The sequence below is a fragment of the Lentzea jiangxiensis genome (genome assembly GCF_900104175.1).
GTDB classification, from domain to species: Bacteria; Actinomycetota; Actinomycetes; order Mycobacteriales; family Pseudonocardiaceae; genus Lentzea; species Lentzea jiangxiensis.
Genome location: NZ_FNIX01000001.1, coordinates 835,956 through 851,282 on the forward strand (window position 1 = coordinate 835,956; position 15,327 = coordinate 851,282).

The following is a 15,327-nucleotide window of genomic DNA, read 5'->3' on the forward strand; positions in this document are numbered from 1 at the left end:
GCCTGTGGCCGCGGCTGTTGACGTACCAGGACTGGTCGACCGCGCGCGTGACGGCGAGCCGCGCGCGGTCGCCAGGCTGATCTCCCTGGTGGAACAGGGCAGCGCCCGCCTCCCGGAGGTGGCCGCCGCCCTGGCTCCCCACACGGGCCACGCCCGGGTGGTCGGCCTGACCGGCGCCCCCGGCGTCGGCAAGTCGACCTCCACCAACGCCCTCGTCCGCGCCTACCGCGACCAGGGCAAGCGCGTGGCGGTCATCGCCGTCGACCCGTCGAGCCCTTTTTCCGGCGGCGCACTGCTCGGCGACCGCGTCCGGATGGGCGACCACGCGACCGACCAGGGCGTCTTCATCCGCTCGATGGCCACGCGAGGCCACCTCGGCGGCCTCGCCTGGGCCACCCCGCAGGCCCTGCGCGTGCTCGACGCGGCCGGCTTCGACGTGATCCTGGTGGAAACGGTCGGCGTGGGTCAGTCCGAGGTCGAGGTGGTCGCCCTGGCCGACACGACGGTCGTGCTCCTGGCACCGGGCATGGGCGACGGCATCCAGGCCGCGAAGGCGGGCATCCTGGAGATCGCCGACGTCTTCGTCGTCAACAAGGCCGACCGCGACGGCGCCGACCAGACGGCCCGCGACCTGAAGTACATGATCTCCCTGGGCCGACGCGACCGGGAAGGCCCGTCCTGGCGCGTCCCGGTCGTCAAGACGGTCGCCGCCCGCATGGAGGGCGTCGACCGCGTCGTCGAGGCGATCGCGGACCACCACACCTGGATGACCACCCACGGCGAGCTGCGGGAACGCCGCCTCCGCCGGGCGGGAGCCGAGATCGAGGCGCTGGCCGTGGAGCGCGTCCGCACCCGCCTCGGCCCGGCCGGCCAGCTGGCGGAGCGCGTGGTCGAGGGCGAACTGGACCCGTTCGCCGCCGCGGAGATGCTGATCAGCGGTAACCTGCGGCCATGACCGCTTGGGGAGCGCCTCAGCCCGTCGTCCTGGACCTCGGCAAGAGCGACACCCGCAAAGTCCTGATCGGCGGCTCCGTGGCCGGAGTCCTGGGCGTCCTCGCCCTGGTCGGCGCCGTCACCGCCTTCCTCGACGGCGAACCGGTCGGCGGCAGCATCGCGGCCGTCATCGGCATCGCGTTCACCGGCATCGGCGTCATGGCCGTGGTGAAGTGGAAGACCATCTCCCGCCCCCGCAAGCTCGTCATCGAGCACCAGGGCATCCGCCTCGACGACCCGCAGGGCGCCCCGTGGGCCGTGACCTGGCAGGAACTGGGCGCGATCTCGATCTCCCGGACCCGGGAACGAGCGGTCCAGCTCGCCGACGCCCTGGTCCGCCGCACCCTGGTCCGCGTCGACCTGCACCCGCGCGACCCGCACCGGTTCCGCCCGGCACACCCGACCATGGAACCCCTGTGGGAGTTCCACCGCGTGCAGAACGGCTACCGCCTGCCCCTGGGCGACTCGGCGGGCTTCATCGCACCCCTGGACCACGGCCTGCGCACCTTCGCGCCGTCGATCTACCGCGGGGTGCTCGACGAGGGCTTCACCGTCGGCCTGCACTGACGGCCAGGCCAGGCCAACCCGCGCAGCCTTCACCCCCGCTGTCCACTCACTCCCACTCTGGGTAGCCCCTGATTTCACTGCTTGCAGTGATGGTCTCCCGCTTGACTACTCAGTGGAGTTACCCTCAGTCGTTCGTGTGGTGTCCTTCGAGCCCCCAAGGGGGTGAAGCCGTGGGCGGCAACGTGAGCACTGAACAGCGCGTCCTCGACGTCGTCCTCTCGTTCGCCGAGGACGACACGCTCCCCGACCTGCTCCGCCACGTGGTCGAGTCCGCCTGCGAGCTGACCGGTGCCCCGTACGGCGCCCTGGCGGTGGTCGACGGCCACAAGGAGCTGGCCGAGTTCACCGCCGACGGCCAGGTCCGGATCACCGCCGGCGATCCTCGCTCCATCGGCGCGGCCGACTTCCTGGGCGCCGCCGTCAAGGTCCAGGACGACACCTTCGGCAACCTCTTCCTGAGCGGGAAACCGCAGTTCACCGCCCAGGACAGGGACGTCCTCGCCGCCATCGCCACCGCGGCGGGCTCGGCCGTGGGGCACCTCGACCGCTACGAGCAGACCCGCAAGCGCGAGGTCTGGCTGCGGGCGGCCGCCGAGGTCACGACGAACCTCCTCACCGGCACGAACGGCAGGGACGCGCTCTACCTCGTCGCGCAGACGGCGCGCCGGACCGCGAACGCGGACTTCGCGGCCGTCGTGCTCCCGGACCACAACGGCGACCTCGTCATCGAGGTGACCGACGGCGGCGCGTACGACGCCGAGGGCATGCGCGTGCCCAAGGAGGGCACGGTCAGCTACCGCGTCTACGAGTCGGGCCGGGCCGAGTGCCACGACGAGGGCACCGTCCCGACGGTGCCGGGGCCGTGCGCCGTCGTGCCGCTGACGGTGGGGGACAGGACGATCGGCGTGCTCATCGTCGCGCGGCCGAAGAACGAGCCGAGCTTCGACGACCCCGAGCTCATCGAGGCGTTCGCCGCTCAGGCCGCGCTCGTCCTCGAGTTCACGAAGGCGCAGGGCGACACCGAACGGGTCGCGGTGCTGGAGGACCGCGACCGCATCGCGCGCGATCTGCACGACCTGGTCATCCAGAGGCTCTTCGGGCTCGGCCTCGGCTTGCAGGGGCTGACCGGCATGAGCGCGAAGCCGCAGCTCACCGAGCGGATCAGCGGGTTCGTCGAGGAGGTCGACCACACGATCCGCGAGATCCGCCGCACCATCTTCTCGCTGCAGGAACCGCCGTCGGGCAGCACGAGCCTGCGCGGTCAGCTGCTCACCGCGGTGCACGAGTCGGCGCGGCTGCTCGGCTTCGACCCGGACGTCTCGCTGGAGGGACCGCTCGACACGGTCGTGCCCGACGAGGTCAGGCCCGACCTGCTGGCCACCCTCCGGGAGGCCCTCGCCAACGTCGTGCGGCACGCGGGGGCGCAGCACGTCGCTGTCGCCGTCAGCGTCGACCGCACGGTCACGAGCCTGGAGCTGCTCGTCAAGGACGACGGCCGTGGCTTGCCGGTGGCTGACGATCCGGCGGGCGCGCCCCACCACGCGGGCGGGCTCGCGAACATGGCGGCTCGGGCGCGGCGCCACCACGGCGACTGCGCGGTGGACTCGATCCCCGGGGCGGGGGTGAGCATCACCTGGTTCGTCCCGCTGGTGCTGCAGGAGGCGAGATGGCGATAGCGGTGCTCTTGGTGGACGACCACGAGATCGTGCGGCGCGGGCTGGTGCAGCTGCTCGCGCAGGCGGAGGACATCGACGTCGTGGGGCAGGCCGACAGCGCGACGGCCGCCGTCACGCAGGCGCCGCGGCTGCGGCCCGACGTGGCGATCATCGACGTGCGGTTGCCCGACGGCGACGGCGTCACGGTGTGCCGGGAGATCAGGAGCCTGGTGCAGCCGCCGCCCGCGTGCCTGATGCTCACGTCCTACTCCGACGACGAAGCGCTGTTCGGCGCGATCATGGCCGGTGCGTCCGGGTACATGCTCAAGGAGGTGTCGGGCAACGACCTCGTCGCCGCGGTCCGCACCCTGGCCTCCGGCGGGTCGCTCCTGCACGCCGGCGTCACCGCGACCGTGCTGCAACGGCTGCGGGGCGGGCCGGAGGAGGACCCGCGCTACGCCGCGCTCAGCCCGCAGGAACGCCGGATCCTCGACCTCATCGCCGAGGGCATGACGAACCGGCAGATCGCGAACAGGCTGTTCCTCGCGGAGAAGACCGTCAAGAACTACGTGTCGAGCCTGCTGCACAAGCTCGGCTTCGACCGCCGCACGGAGGCGGGCGTCTACGCGGCCCGGCGCAGACGCGCCCACCCCGGCACCTTCTAGGCGATCTTCGGGACCGGCTGCGGGGCGACCGGGGCCGGAACCTCCTTCTCCGCCAGGCGTTCCGTCTTCGCCCACGTGGTGCGCCGGGCGAAGTGCCGGTACAGCGCCCGCGACGTCGAGAACGAGCCCAGGACCAGGAACGCCGGGTACGCGAGACCCACGAGCAGGCACCGCGGCAGCGGCTCGTCGTGGTTCCTGAGGCGGTGCACGACGCCCCAGACCAGGCCGGGCAGCACCAAGGCCACCAGCCAGATCCCCAGCGCCGGCAGGGCGTCCGAGCCGTTCGCGGTGAACCCGGCGAACTCGTGGCCGCTGAACTGCGCGTAGAAGTTCACGCCCATCAGCGCGGTGATGAGCAACGTCATCGGCGCCACCAGCCACGGCGTCAGCAGGTACTGCAGGAACTCGAGCAGCGCGACCGATCCGACGCTCTTGGCCCGGACGAGCTTCGGCACGTACCGCAGGCACTGCAGGTTGCCCTGGCCCCACCGGGTGCGCTGGCGCAGCAACCGCTTCACGTCGACCAGGCCCTGCTGGGTGATCGTCGCGTACGCGGCGTAGCGGATCCGCCGGCCCGTCAGGTGCACGCGCAGCCCCAGCTCCAGGTCCTCGACCAGGCAGGCCGACCACGGCGCGTCGCCGAGGCCGGTCAACGTCGACAGCCGCACGAACTGCCCGTTGCCGCCGAGACCGACCGTGCCGACGAGGTCCCGCAGCGACTGCGAGGCGTCCACCACGCAGCCGAACTCCAGGTCCTGCAGGAACGCCAGCAGGGTGGTGCGGTTGTGGATCCGGACACGGCACTGCACCGCGCCGACGCTCCGCCGCGCGAAGTATGAGGAGATCTCGGTCAGCATGCCGGGCTCACCGCGGCCGTCGCCGTCGATCACGCCGATGATCGTGCAGTGGACCGTGCCGGCCTCCTCGGCGATGCCGCGGACGTAGCGGTACGCGTGGTTCAGCGCCTCGCCCTTGCCCCTGCGGGCATCCGGGAGAGTGCGCCTCAGCACGTGCAGGCGGTGGTCGTCGATCTCGGCCAGGACGCGCGGTGTGCCGTCGTCGGAACCGTCGTCCACGACGACGACCTGAACCGGTGTGCGAGCGCCGTCCAATGCGAGTGCGGAACGCACCGTGTTGGCTACGACGCGTTCCTCGTTCAACGCCGGAATGATGATCCAGTACTGCAACGGGTCCCGTGCCGGAACTTCCGCTCTGCGCGCTTTCGGACGGCACCAGACGAACAGCGCGAGCACCAGGTTGTAACCGGGCCAGAACAAGAGCAAGACGAGCATGACTGCGGCTAGTTGTGTCGTTTCCGTCATGGCACGAACCTGTTCGCAAAATCGGTTGCGCTGACAACAACAGTGGTCGAGATGTGGAGTTCAGCCATTCCGAGCTCCTGGTAACGATGCGCTGGACCGGTGCGAGATACCGGACAGCAGGGCCAGGAGCTGGTGTTGGTGGCGAGACCAGGAGTTGACGAAGCAGAGCGTCAACCGGCCATATCGAGGACCAATGCGCCTTTGTTACACGAGGTTCGCATTGTTGATCACCGAGGTGGCGGTACCCGCGCGAGCGGATACCGGTTGATTGTCGGCGACCACCGAGTCGCTGTGCGTATTGGCGCACGTTCGCCGCGCGTGCCCGAGTAGCACGAAGAGGTACAAGATGGGTCCAAGTGCCCTGGTGCCCGGCCCCCGGCAGTTCCACCGGGGTGAGGTTCCCGAAGTTCTCCTGGTGGCGGGAACACGTCCGGAAGCAGTGAAGATGGCACCGGTCGCCGCCGCCATGTACGCCGTCGGCCGGATCCGGCCCGTGCTGGTGAACTCGGGGCAGCACCCCGAGATGGTCGACCAGGCGCTCGAGTCGTTCGGCTTCGCCGCGGACGTGACGCTCGAGCTCAACCGCGTCACGGGTGGTCAGGCCGAGCTGACCAGCCAGCTGATCGAGGAGTTCGACCGGCTCTTCACCGAACGCGTACCCGGCGCGGTGCTCGTGCAGGGCGACACGACGACGACGCTCGCGGGCGCTCTCGTCGCGTTCTGGAGGCAGGTCCCCGTCGTGCACCTCGAGGCAGGCCTGCGCTCGCACGACCTCACCTCGCCGTTCCCCGAGGAGGGGAACCGCAAGATGGTCGGTCAGCTCGCGTCGCTGCACCTCACCCCCACCGCCGACGCCGCCGCGCACCTCGCAGCGGAGTCCCTGCAAGGCAACAACGTCCTCACCATCGGCAACACCGTGGTGGACGCCGTGCTGGACGTCGCCGCCCGGCGCGCCCCCTACAGCGACGCCCGGCTGCAGCAACTCGAAAACCGTGTCCACGGCGGGCAGTCCCGGCTGGTTCTCGTCACCACGCATCGGCGCGAGTCGTGGGGTGAGCCGCTCGACCGCGTGCTGCACGCCGTGGAGGACGTCGTGCGGGCGCGCCCCGACGTCGAGGTCGTGCTGCCCGCGCACCCGAACCCCGCCGTGCGCGCGCAGGTCGTGGACGTGCTCGGCGGCGTCGGCCGCGTCACGATCACCGACCCGCTGCCGTACGCGCAGATGGCCCGGCTGCTCGCGCAGTGCACGCTGGTGCTGTCCGACTCGGGCGGCATCCAGGAGGAGGCGCCGTCGTTCGGCGTCCCGGCCCTGGTGCTGCGCGACGTGACCGAGCGCATGGAGGCCGTGAACGCGGGCTGCGCCGTGCTCGTCGGCACCGACCGCGAGCGGATCACGTCGCTCACCCTGCGCCTGCTCGACACCCCGTCCGCGCGCCAGGCGATGACCGCGGACGGCAACCCGTTCGGCGACGGCCTCGCCTCCGTGCGCACCGAACAGGCGCTCGCCTGGCTGCTGGGCATGCAACAGCAGCGCCCCGACGAGTTCGCTCCCTACGCGGGCAGCGCGACCGTGCGCCTGCCCGGAGAGGTGGATGTGGCTTGACCTCCGCTTCCCCGCCTCACGACGGGGAAGCGCTCATCGGCTTCACAGCCGGTGTTTCCCGCTTCCGTCTCCCCCGGAGGGAGGTTCCGGCAGATGCCGCGCCGACTGGTGCCGGATTGGTCCGGCACCGTCTCCACAGGCTGCGACCGACGCCTCACAGGATGACGACCCAGCACGTGTCACCGGCTTGCGGGGCACAACCAGTCCACCCGCCGACGGGCTCGGGCGTGCGAAGTCCGCCACCACCTCGACGGGCAGCATCCGATTGGAGTTCCGATGAAGGCCAGACTTCTCGAGGTGGCCGCCGGGGTTGCCCTGGCGGTCGCGATGGTTCCCGCTCCCGTCCAGGCCGCACCCCTCCCGCTGGCCCCGGACGCCGCCGGTGAACTGGTCGAGAGCGCGTTGCCCGCGCCTCCGCTGACGGACAGGGAGCCGTCCGCGACGAGCACGCGCGTCGCCCAGCGCACCACACAGCCCGGTGTGGTCTCGACGGTGCTCGGCGTCTCGTCCGCGGCGGGCACGAACGGCGGGGGCGCACCGGGGGCGAACGCGTCGCAGAAGACGCTGATCCTCTACGACAGCACCGGTCCCTGGGCGTGGCTGGGTGAGGCGTACGCGGTGCAGGCGGGCAACCTCGCCTCGCACGGCAGCCCGTACGTCATGCACCCGGTCGGCTCGTACGTCGCGGGGGAGATGTCCGGCTACACCGGCGTGATCTACATCGGCTCGACCTACGACGAGCCGATTCCCGTCTCGTTCCTCGACGACGTGCTCGCGGGCAGCAGGCCGGTGCTGTGGATGGCGCACAACATCTGGCAGCTCACCGCCCGTGCGCCGAACTTCCGGGCGACCTACGGCTGGAACTGGGTGCGGTACGACACCGGCGCGGCGACCACCGTCCGGTACGAGAACACGGACCTGGGCCGCAGCCCGCTCGCGACGCCGTCCGGTCTGATGATCACCTCGATCGCGGACCCGGCCATCGCGTCCGTGCCGGCGGTCGCGACCGGTTCGGCGGCCGGTCCGATCAACTGGGCCACCAAGGCGAAGAACCTCACCTACATCGGCGAGGTCCCGTTCAGCTACGTCGACCACGGCGACCGCTACCTCGCCGCGGCGGACCTGATCAGCAGGGTCTCGAACCCGGCGATGGCCGACCGCAAGCGGGCGCTGGTGCGCATCGAGGACGTCGGCCCCGACGCCGACCCGAACGAGCTGCGCGCGATCGCCGACTACCTGAGGTCGCAGAACGTCCCGTTCGGCATCGCGGTCTACCCGCGCTTCGAGAACCCGCTCGGCGCCGACAACGGCGGCGTGCCGGAGGCGGCCGACCTGGCACAGCGCCCGCAGGTCGTGAACGCGCTGAAGTACATGGTCCAGCGCGGCGGCACGATCCTGATGCACGGTTACACGCACCAGTTCGGGAAGCTCGTCAACCCGTACGACGGCCGCAGCGGCAACGACTTCGAGTTCTACACGGCCCACGTCGACCAGAACGACAGCGTCATCTACGACGGTCCGGTCCCCGGTGACTCGGCGGCCTGGATGCAGGGTAGGATCGACTCGGCGACCTCGGCGTTGGCGGCGGCGGGCTTCCCCCGTCCGGCCATCTTCGAGCCGCCGCACTACGCCGCGTCGGCCGTCGACTACCAGGTCGTCCAGCAGAACTTCGGCAAGCGCTACGACCGCGGCCTGTACTTCGCCGGGTACTGCCCGAACGGTGCCTGCGGAACGGGTGCGCCGCAGTACGACAAGATCTACGGCCAGTACTTCCCGTACCTGGTCCGCGACGCCTACGGCTCCGTCGTGGCGCCGGAGGCGGTGGGCAACGTCGAGCCCGAGCCGTTCAACAACCACCCCGCGCGCCTGCCGGCCGACCTGGTCGGGACGGCGCGACAGCTCAAGGTGGTCGATGATGGTGTCGCGAGCTTCTTCTACCACCCGTACCTCGGTACCGGGTACCTGCAGCAGACCGTCTCGGGGCTGAAGAGCGCGGGCTACCGGTTCGTGTCCGTCGGCACCGTGATGGCGGGCTGATCGGAGGTCACGTGCGCTGGGTGTGGGTGGTGCTGCTGCTGGCGGGGTGTTCCGCCGGTCAGGTCGCGCCGCCCCGGTCCGGCGGCACGGACGAGGGCTGGCAGGTCACCGTCTACTACACCGCCGTGGAGGCGTTCCACGGCGGACCGGCGGTGCCCGTGCGCGGATGCCCGGTCATCGACTGCGAGAACGGCGAGGACCTGCTCGGCACCTTCCCGCAGTCGTTCGCGAAGGCGGTGCGGGACGAAGGTACCGGCCGCACGGCGGACGGCCGGTACCTCAACTGGTCGCACGACTCGGGCTACTGGCTCGACACCGAGCCGCGCGACTCGTTCGGCAGACCCCTCCGGCCCTTCGTCTCGGCCGCCGCCGACGGGGTGAGGACCGGTTCACGCGTCAAGCTGATCTCCTGTGGACGGACGCCGGAGGGCGGTGAAGTCGACGCCGCCGTGTGCCGCAAGCTCGCGTCCTCGGCCTGGGAGATCACCGACGAGTTCACGCCGGGTCTCGGCGGCGACCGGCACATCGACCTCTACCTGGGTGAGGAGACGGGGCCGGACTTCACCGGAAGCGCCTGGTGCACGACGTTCTCCCAGGCCGTGCTGGAGGTTCACCAGCCGAGCTGAACCGCGAGCCTCCGCGCCTGCTCCAGCGGACCGGCCTGCCGCGCACCCGGTTCGGGCAGCGGCACGCCGGGGCAGGACAGGTCGCCGGGCGGCGTGACGCCGTCGACGAGGTAGCGCTCGACGACGTCGTTGACGCAGGCGTTGTCGAACCCGTAGATGCCGTGGTCGCCCTCGTCCCGCACGGTGAGCATCCGCGAGCCGGCGAACCCGGCGTGCGCCTTGCGCGCTCCCTCCACCGGTGTCGGTGCGTCGCGCACGGACTGCACCATCAAAGACGGTGCGACACCGATCCCGTCGGGGCGCTTCAGGTTCACGTCCGGCCGGTCCCAGAACGCGCACGGGCCCATGATCTGGTAGTAGCCCATGAGCGGCCACCTCGCGCCGTCCCGGGTGCCGTCGCGTTCCAGGTACTCCCGGCCACCGCGGAACTTCGTGTCGTTGCACAGGATGGTGTGCAGGGTGGCGTTCTGCGCGTCCGGGTAGCTCGCTTGCGCCGTCACCTGCACGGGCACCGCACCGGCCAGTTCGGCCAGCTTGCGCGCGGCACCGTCGAAGGCGTACTTGCTGTACTGGCCCTGGATGAGCACCAGGTCCAGGGTGACCGCGTAGTACGTGCCGTCCGGCAGCGTGACGGGCTGCTCGTTGAGCTTGGCGCGGGTGCGTTCGTAGGACTGGCGCACCTCCTCCGCGGTCTTGCCGAGGTGGTAGACGTCGTCGTACTTCGCCACCCACGGCAGGAAGTCGACGCGGAACCGCCGTTCGAAGCCCATGCCGAAGTCGCCGAACACCGTCTGCCACGGCGCGGTGAACTCCGTGTTCGAGTCCAGGACGATCTTGCCGAGCGTCTTCGGGAAGTACGTGGCGTAGTAGGCGCCCATCCAGCTGCCGCCGGAGTAGCCGAGCCAGTCGACCTTCTTGCGCCCGAGCACCTGGCGCAGCAGGTCCAGGTCCTTCACGGTCTGCTCGGTGGTGACGTACCGGCCGAACTCGCCGGACTTGGTCTGGCAGAACTTCGCCTGCAGCTCCATGCCGCTGTGGATCAGGTCGAGGTTCGCCCTGCTGCGGTCGCGCGGGTCCGTCGAGCCGAGGGTGTCGAACCCGCCGCACGTGACGTTGCTGCTGGCACCCGTGCCGCGGACGTCGATGCCGTAGACCTCGGCGTTCTCGCTGAGCTTCGGCCGGTTCAGGTAGACCAGCGGCAGCGTCCGCCCGGCGCCGCCCGGTCCGCCGGGATTGGTGAAGACGGCGGTCTTCGCCTTGCCGTTCAAGGGAACCGTGCGGCTGACCGCGATCGTGACGGTCTTGCCGTTGCGCGGGTCGTCCCAGTCCATCGGCGCGGTGAAGCTGCCGCACTCCAGCCGTTCGAAGCCCGGCTCGTCGGTGCACTTCTGCCACTTGATCTCCTGCGCGGCGAACCCGCTCGCCTGCGCCGGTGGCGCGATCAGCAGCGATGTCGCCGTCGCGGCGGCGAGTGCCGCCGCGATCCTCCTGCGGTGCATGAGTTCCCCTTCCTACCAGCCGAGCCGGGTGGCGAGCCGCTGTGCCGTCGTGAGCGAGTTCCGCGTGGCCTCACCGGGTGCGGGCAGCGGGACGCCGGGGCACTTCAGGTCCCCGGCCGGCGTGACGCCGTCGACGAGGTAGCGCTCGACGACGTCGTCCACGCACTGGTTGCCGAAGCCGTAGATGCCGTGGTCGCCCTCGTCCTCCACGGTGAGCAGCACGGAGTTCTTGAAGTTGCGGTGCGCCCGCCGTGCCTGCTCGACCGGTGTGGCGGGGTCGCGCACGGACTGCACCATCAGCGTCGGCGCGACACCGGTCCCGGTGGGCTGCTTGAGCCGGATGTCCGGCCGGTCCCAGAACGCGCACGGCCCGGCGATCTGCGTGTAGCCGACGAGCGGCCACTTGGCGCCGTCCCGCGTGCCGTCGCGCTCCAGGTACTCGCGGTCACCGCGGAACGGCGTGTCGTTGCAGAGGATCGAGTAGGCGGTGCCGAGCTGGGCGTCCGGGTAGCCGGCCAGCGCGTTCACCGGAGCCGGCACGGTTCCGGCCAGTTCCGCGAACGTCCGCGCGCCCTCGGCGAAGCTGCCCTTGCTGTAGAGCGTGCTGCGCAGCAGCGCGTCGAGCGTCACGCCGTTGTAGACGCCGTCCGGCCGCGTGACGGGCTGCTCGTTGAGCTCGGCGCGGGCGCGTTCGTAGGACTGGCGCACCTCCTCCGCGGTCTTGCCGAGGTGGTAGACGTCGTCGTACTTCGCCACCCACGGCAGGAAGTCGACGCGGAACCGGCGCTCGAAGGCCATGCCCCAGTCGTCGAAGATCGGCTGCCACGGCAGGGTGAAGTCGACGTTGGAGTCGAGCACGATCCTGTCGAGCGTCTTCGGGAAGTACGTGGCGTAGTAGGCGCCCATCCAGCTGCCGCCGGAGTAGCCGAGCCAGCTGACCTTCTTCTTGCCGAGCACCTGGCGCAGCAGGTCGAGGTCTTTCACCGTCTGGTCGGTGGAGACGTACCTGCCGAACTCGCCGGACTTGGCCTGGCAGAACTCGGCGAGCAGCTCCATGCTGCCGTAGAGCAGGTCGAGGTTGGCCTTGCCGCGGTCGCGCGGGTCGACCTGCCCGTCGGTGTTGAAGCCGCCGCACGTGACGTTGCTGCTCGCGCCCGTGCCACGCACGTCGATGCCGATGATCTCGGCGTTCTCGCTGAGCTTCGGCCGCTCGAGGTAGAGCAGCGGCATCGTGCGGCCGGGTCCGCCGGGGCCGCCGGGGTTGGTGAAGACGGTGGACTTCGCCTGGCCGTTCTTCGGCGTGAGCCGGCTGACGGCGATCGTGATGGTCTTGCCGTTGCGCGGGTTGTTCCAGTCCATCGGCGCGGTGAAGCTGCCGCACTCCAGCCGTTCGGACCCCGCCGGGAAGCCCGGTGGCGGCGGGTCGAAGCACTTCTGCCACTGGATCCGCTGCGGTGGTTGGGCGAGTGCCTGCGGTGCCACCAGCAGGCTCGCCGAGGTGGCGACGGCCAGCGCCGTCGCCAGTGCTGCGCGGTGCATCGGGTTGTTCCCCCTTCTGCCGGCCTGACACGGCCGGTGCCCCCAGCTCATCGCTTCCGGGGTGCGGGAGCATCGGCCGTTGGGAGGCGAACGGGTACGACTCTCGTCTTACGCCGTTGCGGGCAAACCCCGATGACGTACGTCATCCGACGGAACAGGGCCGCCCATCGCGAGGAGGAACGGCCCTGTCCCGTAGTGGATCAGCAGGACTGCTTGCAGAAGTACTTCGAGCTGGCCGAGGCGTCGTCGGGGGAGCCCGGCCGGCTCATCGCCGAGCATCCTCCACAGTGGAGAGAACGGGCGGACGGCAGCGGATCGCCACCAGGTCACCGGTCAGGCCGAGCTCACCGGCCGCGTGCGGCACGACGACGGTGCTGCCCTTGTGCACCTCCAGCCCGCCGAGCTGGCCGGCACCCTCCAGCACGACGAGCACGGCGAACGACGGCTCCAGCGCGAAGGAGCCCTCCACGTGCAGGCGGTCGGCCTGGAAGAACGGGTTGGCGTCCTCGCCGAGCAGGTCGACCGACGGCGCCCACTTCTCGGACGTCTGGCGGACGAGCTTCTCGAGCCTGCCGCCCCAGCCCTGCCGGTCCACGCAGTCGAGCGCGACGTCGTAGCCGAGGCCGAGGTGGCCGATGTCGGCGTTGTCGAGGAAGCCCTGCCACTCGAGCGTCACCGAGAAGTCGGTGGGCTGCTGCAGTTCGACGATGAACACGCCCTCGCCGATCGCGTGCGGCACCCCGGCGGGCACGAACACCGTGTCACCGGGCCGCACGCACACCGGGTTCAGCGCGTCGAGCATCGCCTTCGTGTCCTGCGTGGCGACCCAGTCGGCGACGGTGTCCGCGGGCACGTCGTCGCGGAATCCGATGTAGACGGTCGGGTTCTGACCGGTCGTGCCGACGACGATCCACGCCTCCGTCTTGCCGTGGCGGCAGTTCAGGTGCGAGGACGCGAAAGCGTTGGACGGGTGGCAGTGCACCGGCAGGCGCTGCCCCGCGTCGAGCAGCTTGACCAGCAACGCCGTGTCAGCGCCGAACTTCGCCGCGTGGTCCGCGCCGAGCCACCCCGCCGGGTCCGCCTCCACGGCGTCGCGCAGGAGGACGCCGTTGGGCAACGTCGTCAACCCGGCGTCGCTGCGTCCGTAGAGCGTCGTCGTGGACGCCACCCAGTCCTCGGGCCCGAAGTCGCCGCTCGTCCCGCCGCGCAGCGCGGCGATCGCCTCCCCGCCGCGGTAGAACTGCTTCGGCTGGTTGGCAGGCAGGTTGACAGGCTGGTGGAGCACACCAGAACTCACGCGTGGACCTCCCCGGATCCTCGTGGCACCAAGCGCACCGGCAGCACGACGCGGCGCGGTGGTGAGTTGTCGCCGTCCAGTCGGGCGAACAACAAATCGGTGGCCGCCTTGCCGAGCGCGCTCGCGTCGTGCGCGATCACGGTCACCGGCGGCGACAGCAGGTCGGCGAGTTCGAAGTCGTCGAAGCCCACCAGCGCGGGCCGTTCCGCGACTCCCGCGAGCGCGCGCAGGATGTAGACGGTGATGCGGTTGTTGCCGGCCACGATGGCCGTGGCGGGCTCGCGCATGCTCTGCAACCGCTGCAACGTCGTCGCGACGCTGCTCTCGTCGTGCGGCCCCATCGCCACGAGCTCCTCGTGGTACCCGATCCCGGCCCGCACACACCCCTCGCGATACCCGCGCAGGCGCTCGTTGGCGGTGAAGATGTCCGGCGCGTCCCCGAGGAACGCGATGCGCCGGTGCCCGTGCGCAGCGAGGTGCGTGACGGCCTCGACGGTGCCGCCGATGTTGTCCACCAGCACCGTGTCGGCGACGACGTCACCGGCGGGCCGGTCCAGGAACACCACGGGCGTCCCGGCCCGCATCTCCGGCACGAGGTAGCTGTGCTGCAACCCGGCGGGCACGATCAGCAGCCCGTCGACGCGGCGGGAGCAGAACTCCAGCGCCAGCTCGCGCTCGCGCCCGGGGTCCTCGTCCGACGACCCGGAGATCACCTGTCTGCCCCGCAGGCGGGCGATTTCCTCGACAGCGCGGGTCACGCCGGAGTAGAACGGGTTGCCGACGTCCTCCAGCACCAGCCCGATCGTGCCGGTGGACGACCCCCGGCGCAGGTTGCGGGCACTGAGGTTCCGCCGGAACCCGAGCTGGTCGATGGCCGCGAGCACGCGCTCGGCGGTGGACGGGTGCACACCCGGCTCGTCGTTGACCACGCGCGAGACGGTCTTGATGCTCACGCCCGCGAGCCGCGCGACGTCGTTCATCGTCGCGCGACGCACCTTGCGCTGACCGGCCACGGGTCCGCTGGGGGACAACGTTGTCATAGTGGCCGTATCTCACCTCGGCTTTACGGCGATGTCAACAGCTTCCTGACCGGTCCAGGACCCCTCCGCGGCCCCTGATGTCCGGAACAGGACAAGTGGGCGCGATGGTCTTGACCTCCACCGTGTGCGCTCCGCGATGATCACGTGACGGACAGCGTCGGCGGCGCCGTCCGGTTCGAGGCCCCCGGGCCGGGGTGCGCGCTCGGCGGCGGTGCACCCCGGCCCGGTCCCCGGATCGACTCCGGCAGTCACCCGGTCGGATCGCCAGCCGATGCCGAAGCCGAGGCGTCCGGACCGTACTGCTCTGACCAGCGGTGATGGTGCAATCGCAATCGTCGCGAAGCGGTGATGACCCAACCACGCGCGATGCGGGACCCAAAGCAACCACCCCCGGTGGAACCGCAACCAGCCACCCCAAGCGGACCGGCACCGACTCCGCCCCCGAACCACCCGACCGGACCACTTCCGCCACCCACCGCCCCAC

Annotated in this window: 12 protein-coding genes; 7 read left to right on the forward strand and 5 right to left on the reverse strand. The window is 70.7% G+C overall.

Going from position 1 to position 15,327, the window contains the following annotated elements; genetic code table 11:
• Positions 1 to 4 precede the first annotated feature (4 nt).
• The 4 genes from meaB (at position 5) to BLQ91_RS04200 (ending at position 3,880) form a co-directional block, all read left to right on the forward strand.
• Entirely contained in the window at positions 5 to 955 is a 951-nt protein-coding gene (gene meaB, locus BLQ91_RS04185) for a methylmalonyl Co-A mutase-associated GTPase MeaB (protein WP_090095269.1), read from the forward strand.
• Positions 952 to 1,560: a hypothetical protein gene (locus BLQ91_RS04190; protein ID WP_090095271.1), complete on the forward strand. Its 609-nt coding sequence runs from the start codon at positions 952 to 954 to the stop codon at positions 1,558 to 1,560. Before meaB ends, BLQ91_RS04190 begins: the two co-directional genes overlap by 4 nt.
• Positions 1,561 to 1,730: 170 nt before the next feature.
• Positions 1,731 to 3,236, forward strand: a complete 1,506-nt coding sequence (locus BLQ91_RS04195; protein WP_176959558.1) for a GAF domain-containing sensor histidine kinase — start codon at positions 1,731 to 1,733, stop codon at positions 3,234 to 3,236.
• The gene (locus tag BLQ91_RS04200) at positions 3,227 to 3,880 is read left to right on the forward strand and encodes a response regulator (RefSeq protein ID WP_090095274.1); all 654 of its coding nucleotides are present in this window, start codon (positions 3,227 to 3,229) and stop codon (positions 3,878 to 3,880) included. Before BLQ91_RS04195 ends, BLQ91_RS04200 begins: the two co-directional genes overlap by 10 nt.
• On the opposite strand, the gene BLQ91_RS04205 is transcribed toward BLQ91_RS04200, so the two are convergent.
• Positions 3,877 to 5,172, reverse strand: coding sequence for a glycosyltransferase family 2 protein (locus tag BLQ91_RS04205; protein WP_245733085.1), 1,296 nt, complete (start codon positions 5,170 to 5,172; stop codon positions 3,877 to 3,879). The two genes, BLQ91_RS04200 and BLQ91_RS04205, sit on opposite strands and share 4 nt — an antisense overlap.
• Before the next feature lie 376 nt (positions 5,173 to 5,548).
• On the opposite strand from BLQ91_RS04205, the gene wecB reads away from it, so the two are divergent.
• The 3 genes from wecB (at position 5,549) to BLQ91_RS04220 (ending at position 9,468) form a co-directional block, all read left to right on the forward strand.
• Entirely contained in the window at positions 5,549 to 6,805 is a 1,257-nt protein-coding gene (gene wecB, locus BLQ91_RS04210; RefSeq protein WP_090095277.1) for a non-hydrolyzing UDP-N-acetylglucosamine 2-epimerase, read from the forward strand.
• Positions 6,806 to 7,081: 276 nt separating this feature from the next.
• A complete protein-coding gene (locus tag BLQ91_RS04215; protein WP_218130148.1) occupies positions 7,082 to 8,842 on the forward strand; it encodes a DUF2334 domain-containing protein in 1,761 nt (586 codons plus the stop codon).
• 11 nt (positions 8,843 to 8,853) lie between these two features.
• Positions 8,854 to 9,468, forward strand: a complete 615-nt coding sequence (locus BLQ91_RS04220; protein ID WP_245733088.1) for a hypothetical protein — start codon at positions 8,854 to 8,856, stop codon at positions 9,466 to 9,468.
• On the opposite strand, the gene BLQ91_RS04225 is transcribed toward BLQ91_RS04220, so the two are convergent.
• The 4 genes from BLQ91_RS04225 to BLQ91_RS04240 all read right to left on the reverse strand — a co-directional run bounded on the left by BLQ91_RS04225 (position 9,453) and on the right by BLQ91_RS04240 (position 14,783).
• Positions 9,453 to 10,967, reverse strand: coding sequence for an alpha/beta hydrolase (locus BLQ91_RS04225; protein WP_090095281.1), 1,515 nt, complete (start codon positions 10,965 to 10,967; stop codon positions 9,453 to 9,455). The two genes, BLQ91_RS04220 and BLQ91_RS04225, sit on opposite strands and share 16 nt — an antisense overlap.
• Before the next feature lie 12 nt (positions 10,968 to 10,979).
• Positions 10,980 to 12,506, reverse strand: coding sequence for an alpha/beta hydrolase (locus BLQ91_RS04230; protein ID WP_090095282.1), 1,527 nt, complete (start codon positions 12,504 to 12,506; stop codon positions 10,980 to 10,982).
• Positions 12,507 to 12,771: 265 nt separating this feature from the next.
• On the reverse strand, positions 12,772 to 13,803 hold the full coding sequence (locus BLQ91_RS04235; RefSeq protein ID WP_245733090.1) for a class I mannose-6-phosphate isomerase: 1,032 nt from the start codon (positions 13,801 to 13,803) through the stop codon (positions 12,772 to 12,774).
• A complete protein-coding gene (locus BLQ91_RS04240; RefSeq protein WP_090095976.1) occupies positions 13,800 to 14,783 on the reverse strand; it encodes a LacI family DNA-binding transcriptional regulator in 984 nt (327 codons plus the stop codon). The genes BLQ91_RS04235 and BLQ91_RS04240 overlap by 4 nt, the downstream gene beginning before the upstream one ends.
• Positions 14,784 to 15,327: the final 544 nt, after the last annotated feature.

What these genes read in the sequence shown, in the direction of transcription:
- BLQ91_RS04190 (WP_090095271.1), top strand. Translation starts at nt 952, where the DNA reads ATGACCGCTTGGGGAGCGCCTCAGCCCGTCGTCCTGGACCTCGGCAAG.
- BLQ91_RS04200 (WP_090095274.1), top strand. Translation starts at nt 3,227, where the DNA reads ATGGCGATAGCGGTGCTCTTGGTGGACGACCACGAGATCGTGCGGCGC.
- BLQ91_RS04205 (WP_245733085.1), bottom strand. Translation starts at nt 5,172, where the DNA reads ATGCTCGTCTTGCTCTTGTTCTGGCCCGGTTACAACCTGGTGCTCGCG.
- wecB (WP_090095277.1), top strand. Translation starts at nt 5,549, where the DNA reads ATGGGTCCAAGTGCCCTGGTGCCCGGCCCCCGGCAGTTCCACCGGGGT.
- BLQ91_RS04215 (WP_218130148.1), top strand. Translation starts at nt 7,082, where the DNA reads ATGAAGGCCAGACTTCTCGAGGTGGCCGCCGGGGTTGCCCTGGCGGTC.
- BLQ91_RS04225 (WP_090095281.1), bottom strand. Translation starts at nt 10,967, where the DNA reads ATGCACCGCAGGAGGATCGCGGCGGCACTCGCCGCCGCGACGGCGACA.
- BLQ91_RS04230 (WP_090095282.1), bottom strand. Translation starts at nt 12,506, where the DNA reads ATGCACCGCGCAGCACTGGCGACGGCGCTGGCCGTCGCCACCTCGGCG.
- BLQ91_RS04240 (WP_090095976.1), bottom strand. Translation starts at nt 14,783, where the DNA reads ATGAACGACGTCGCGCGGCTCGCGGGCGTGAGCATCAAGACCGTCTCG.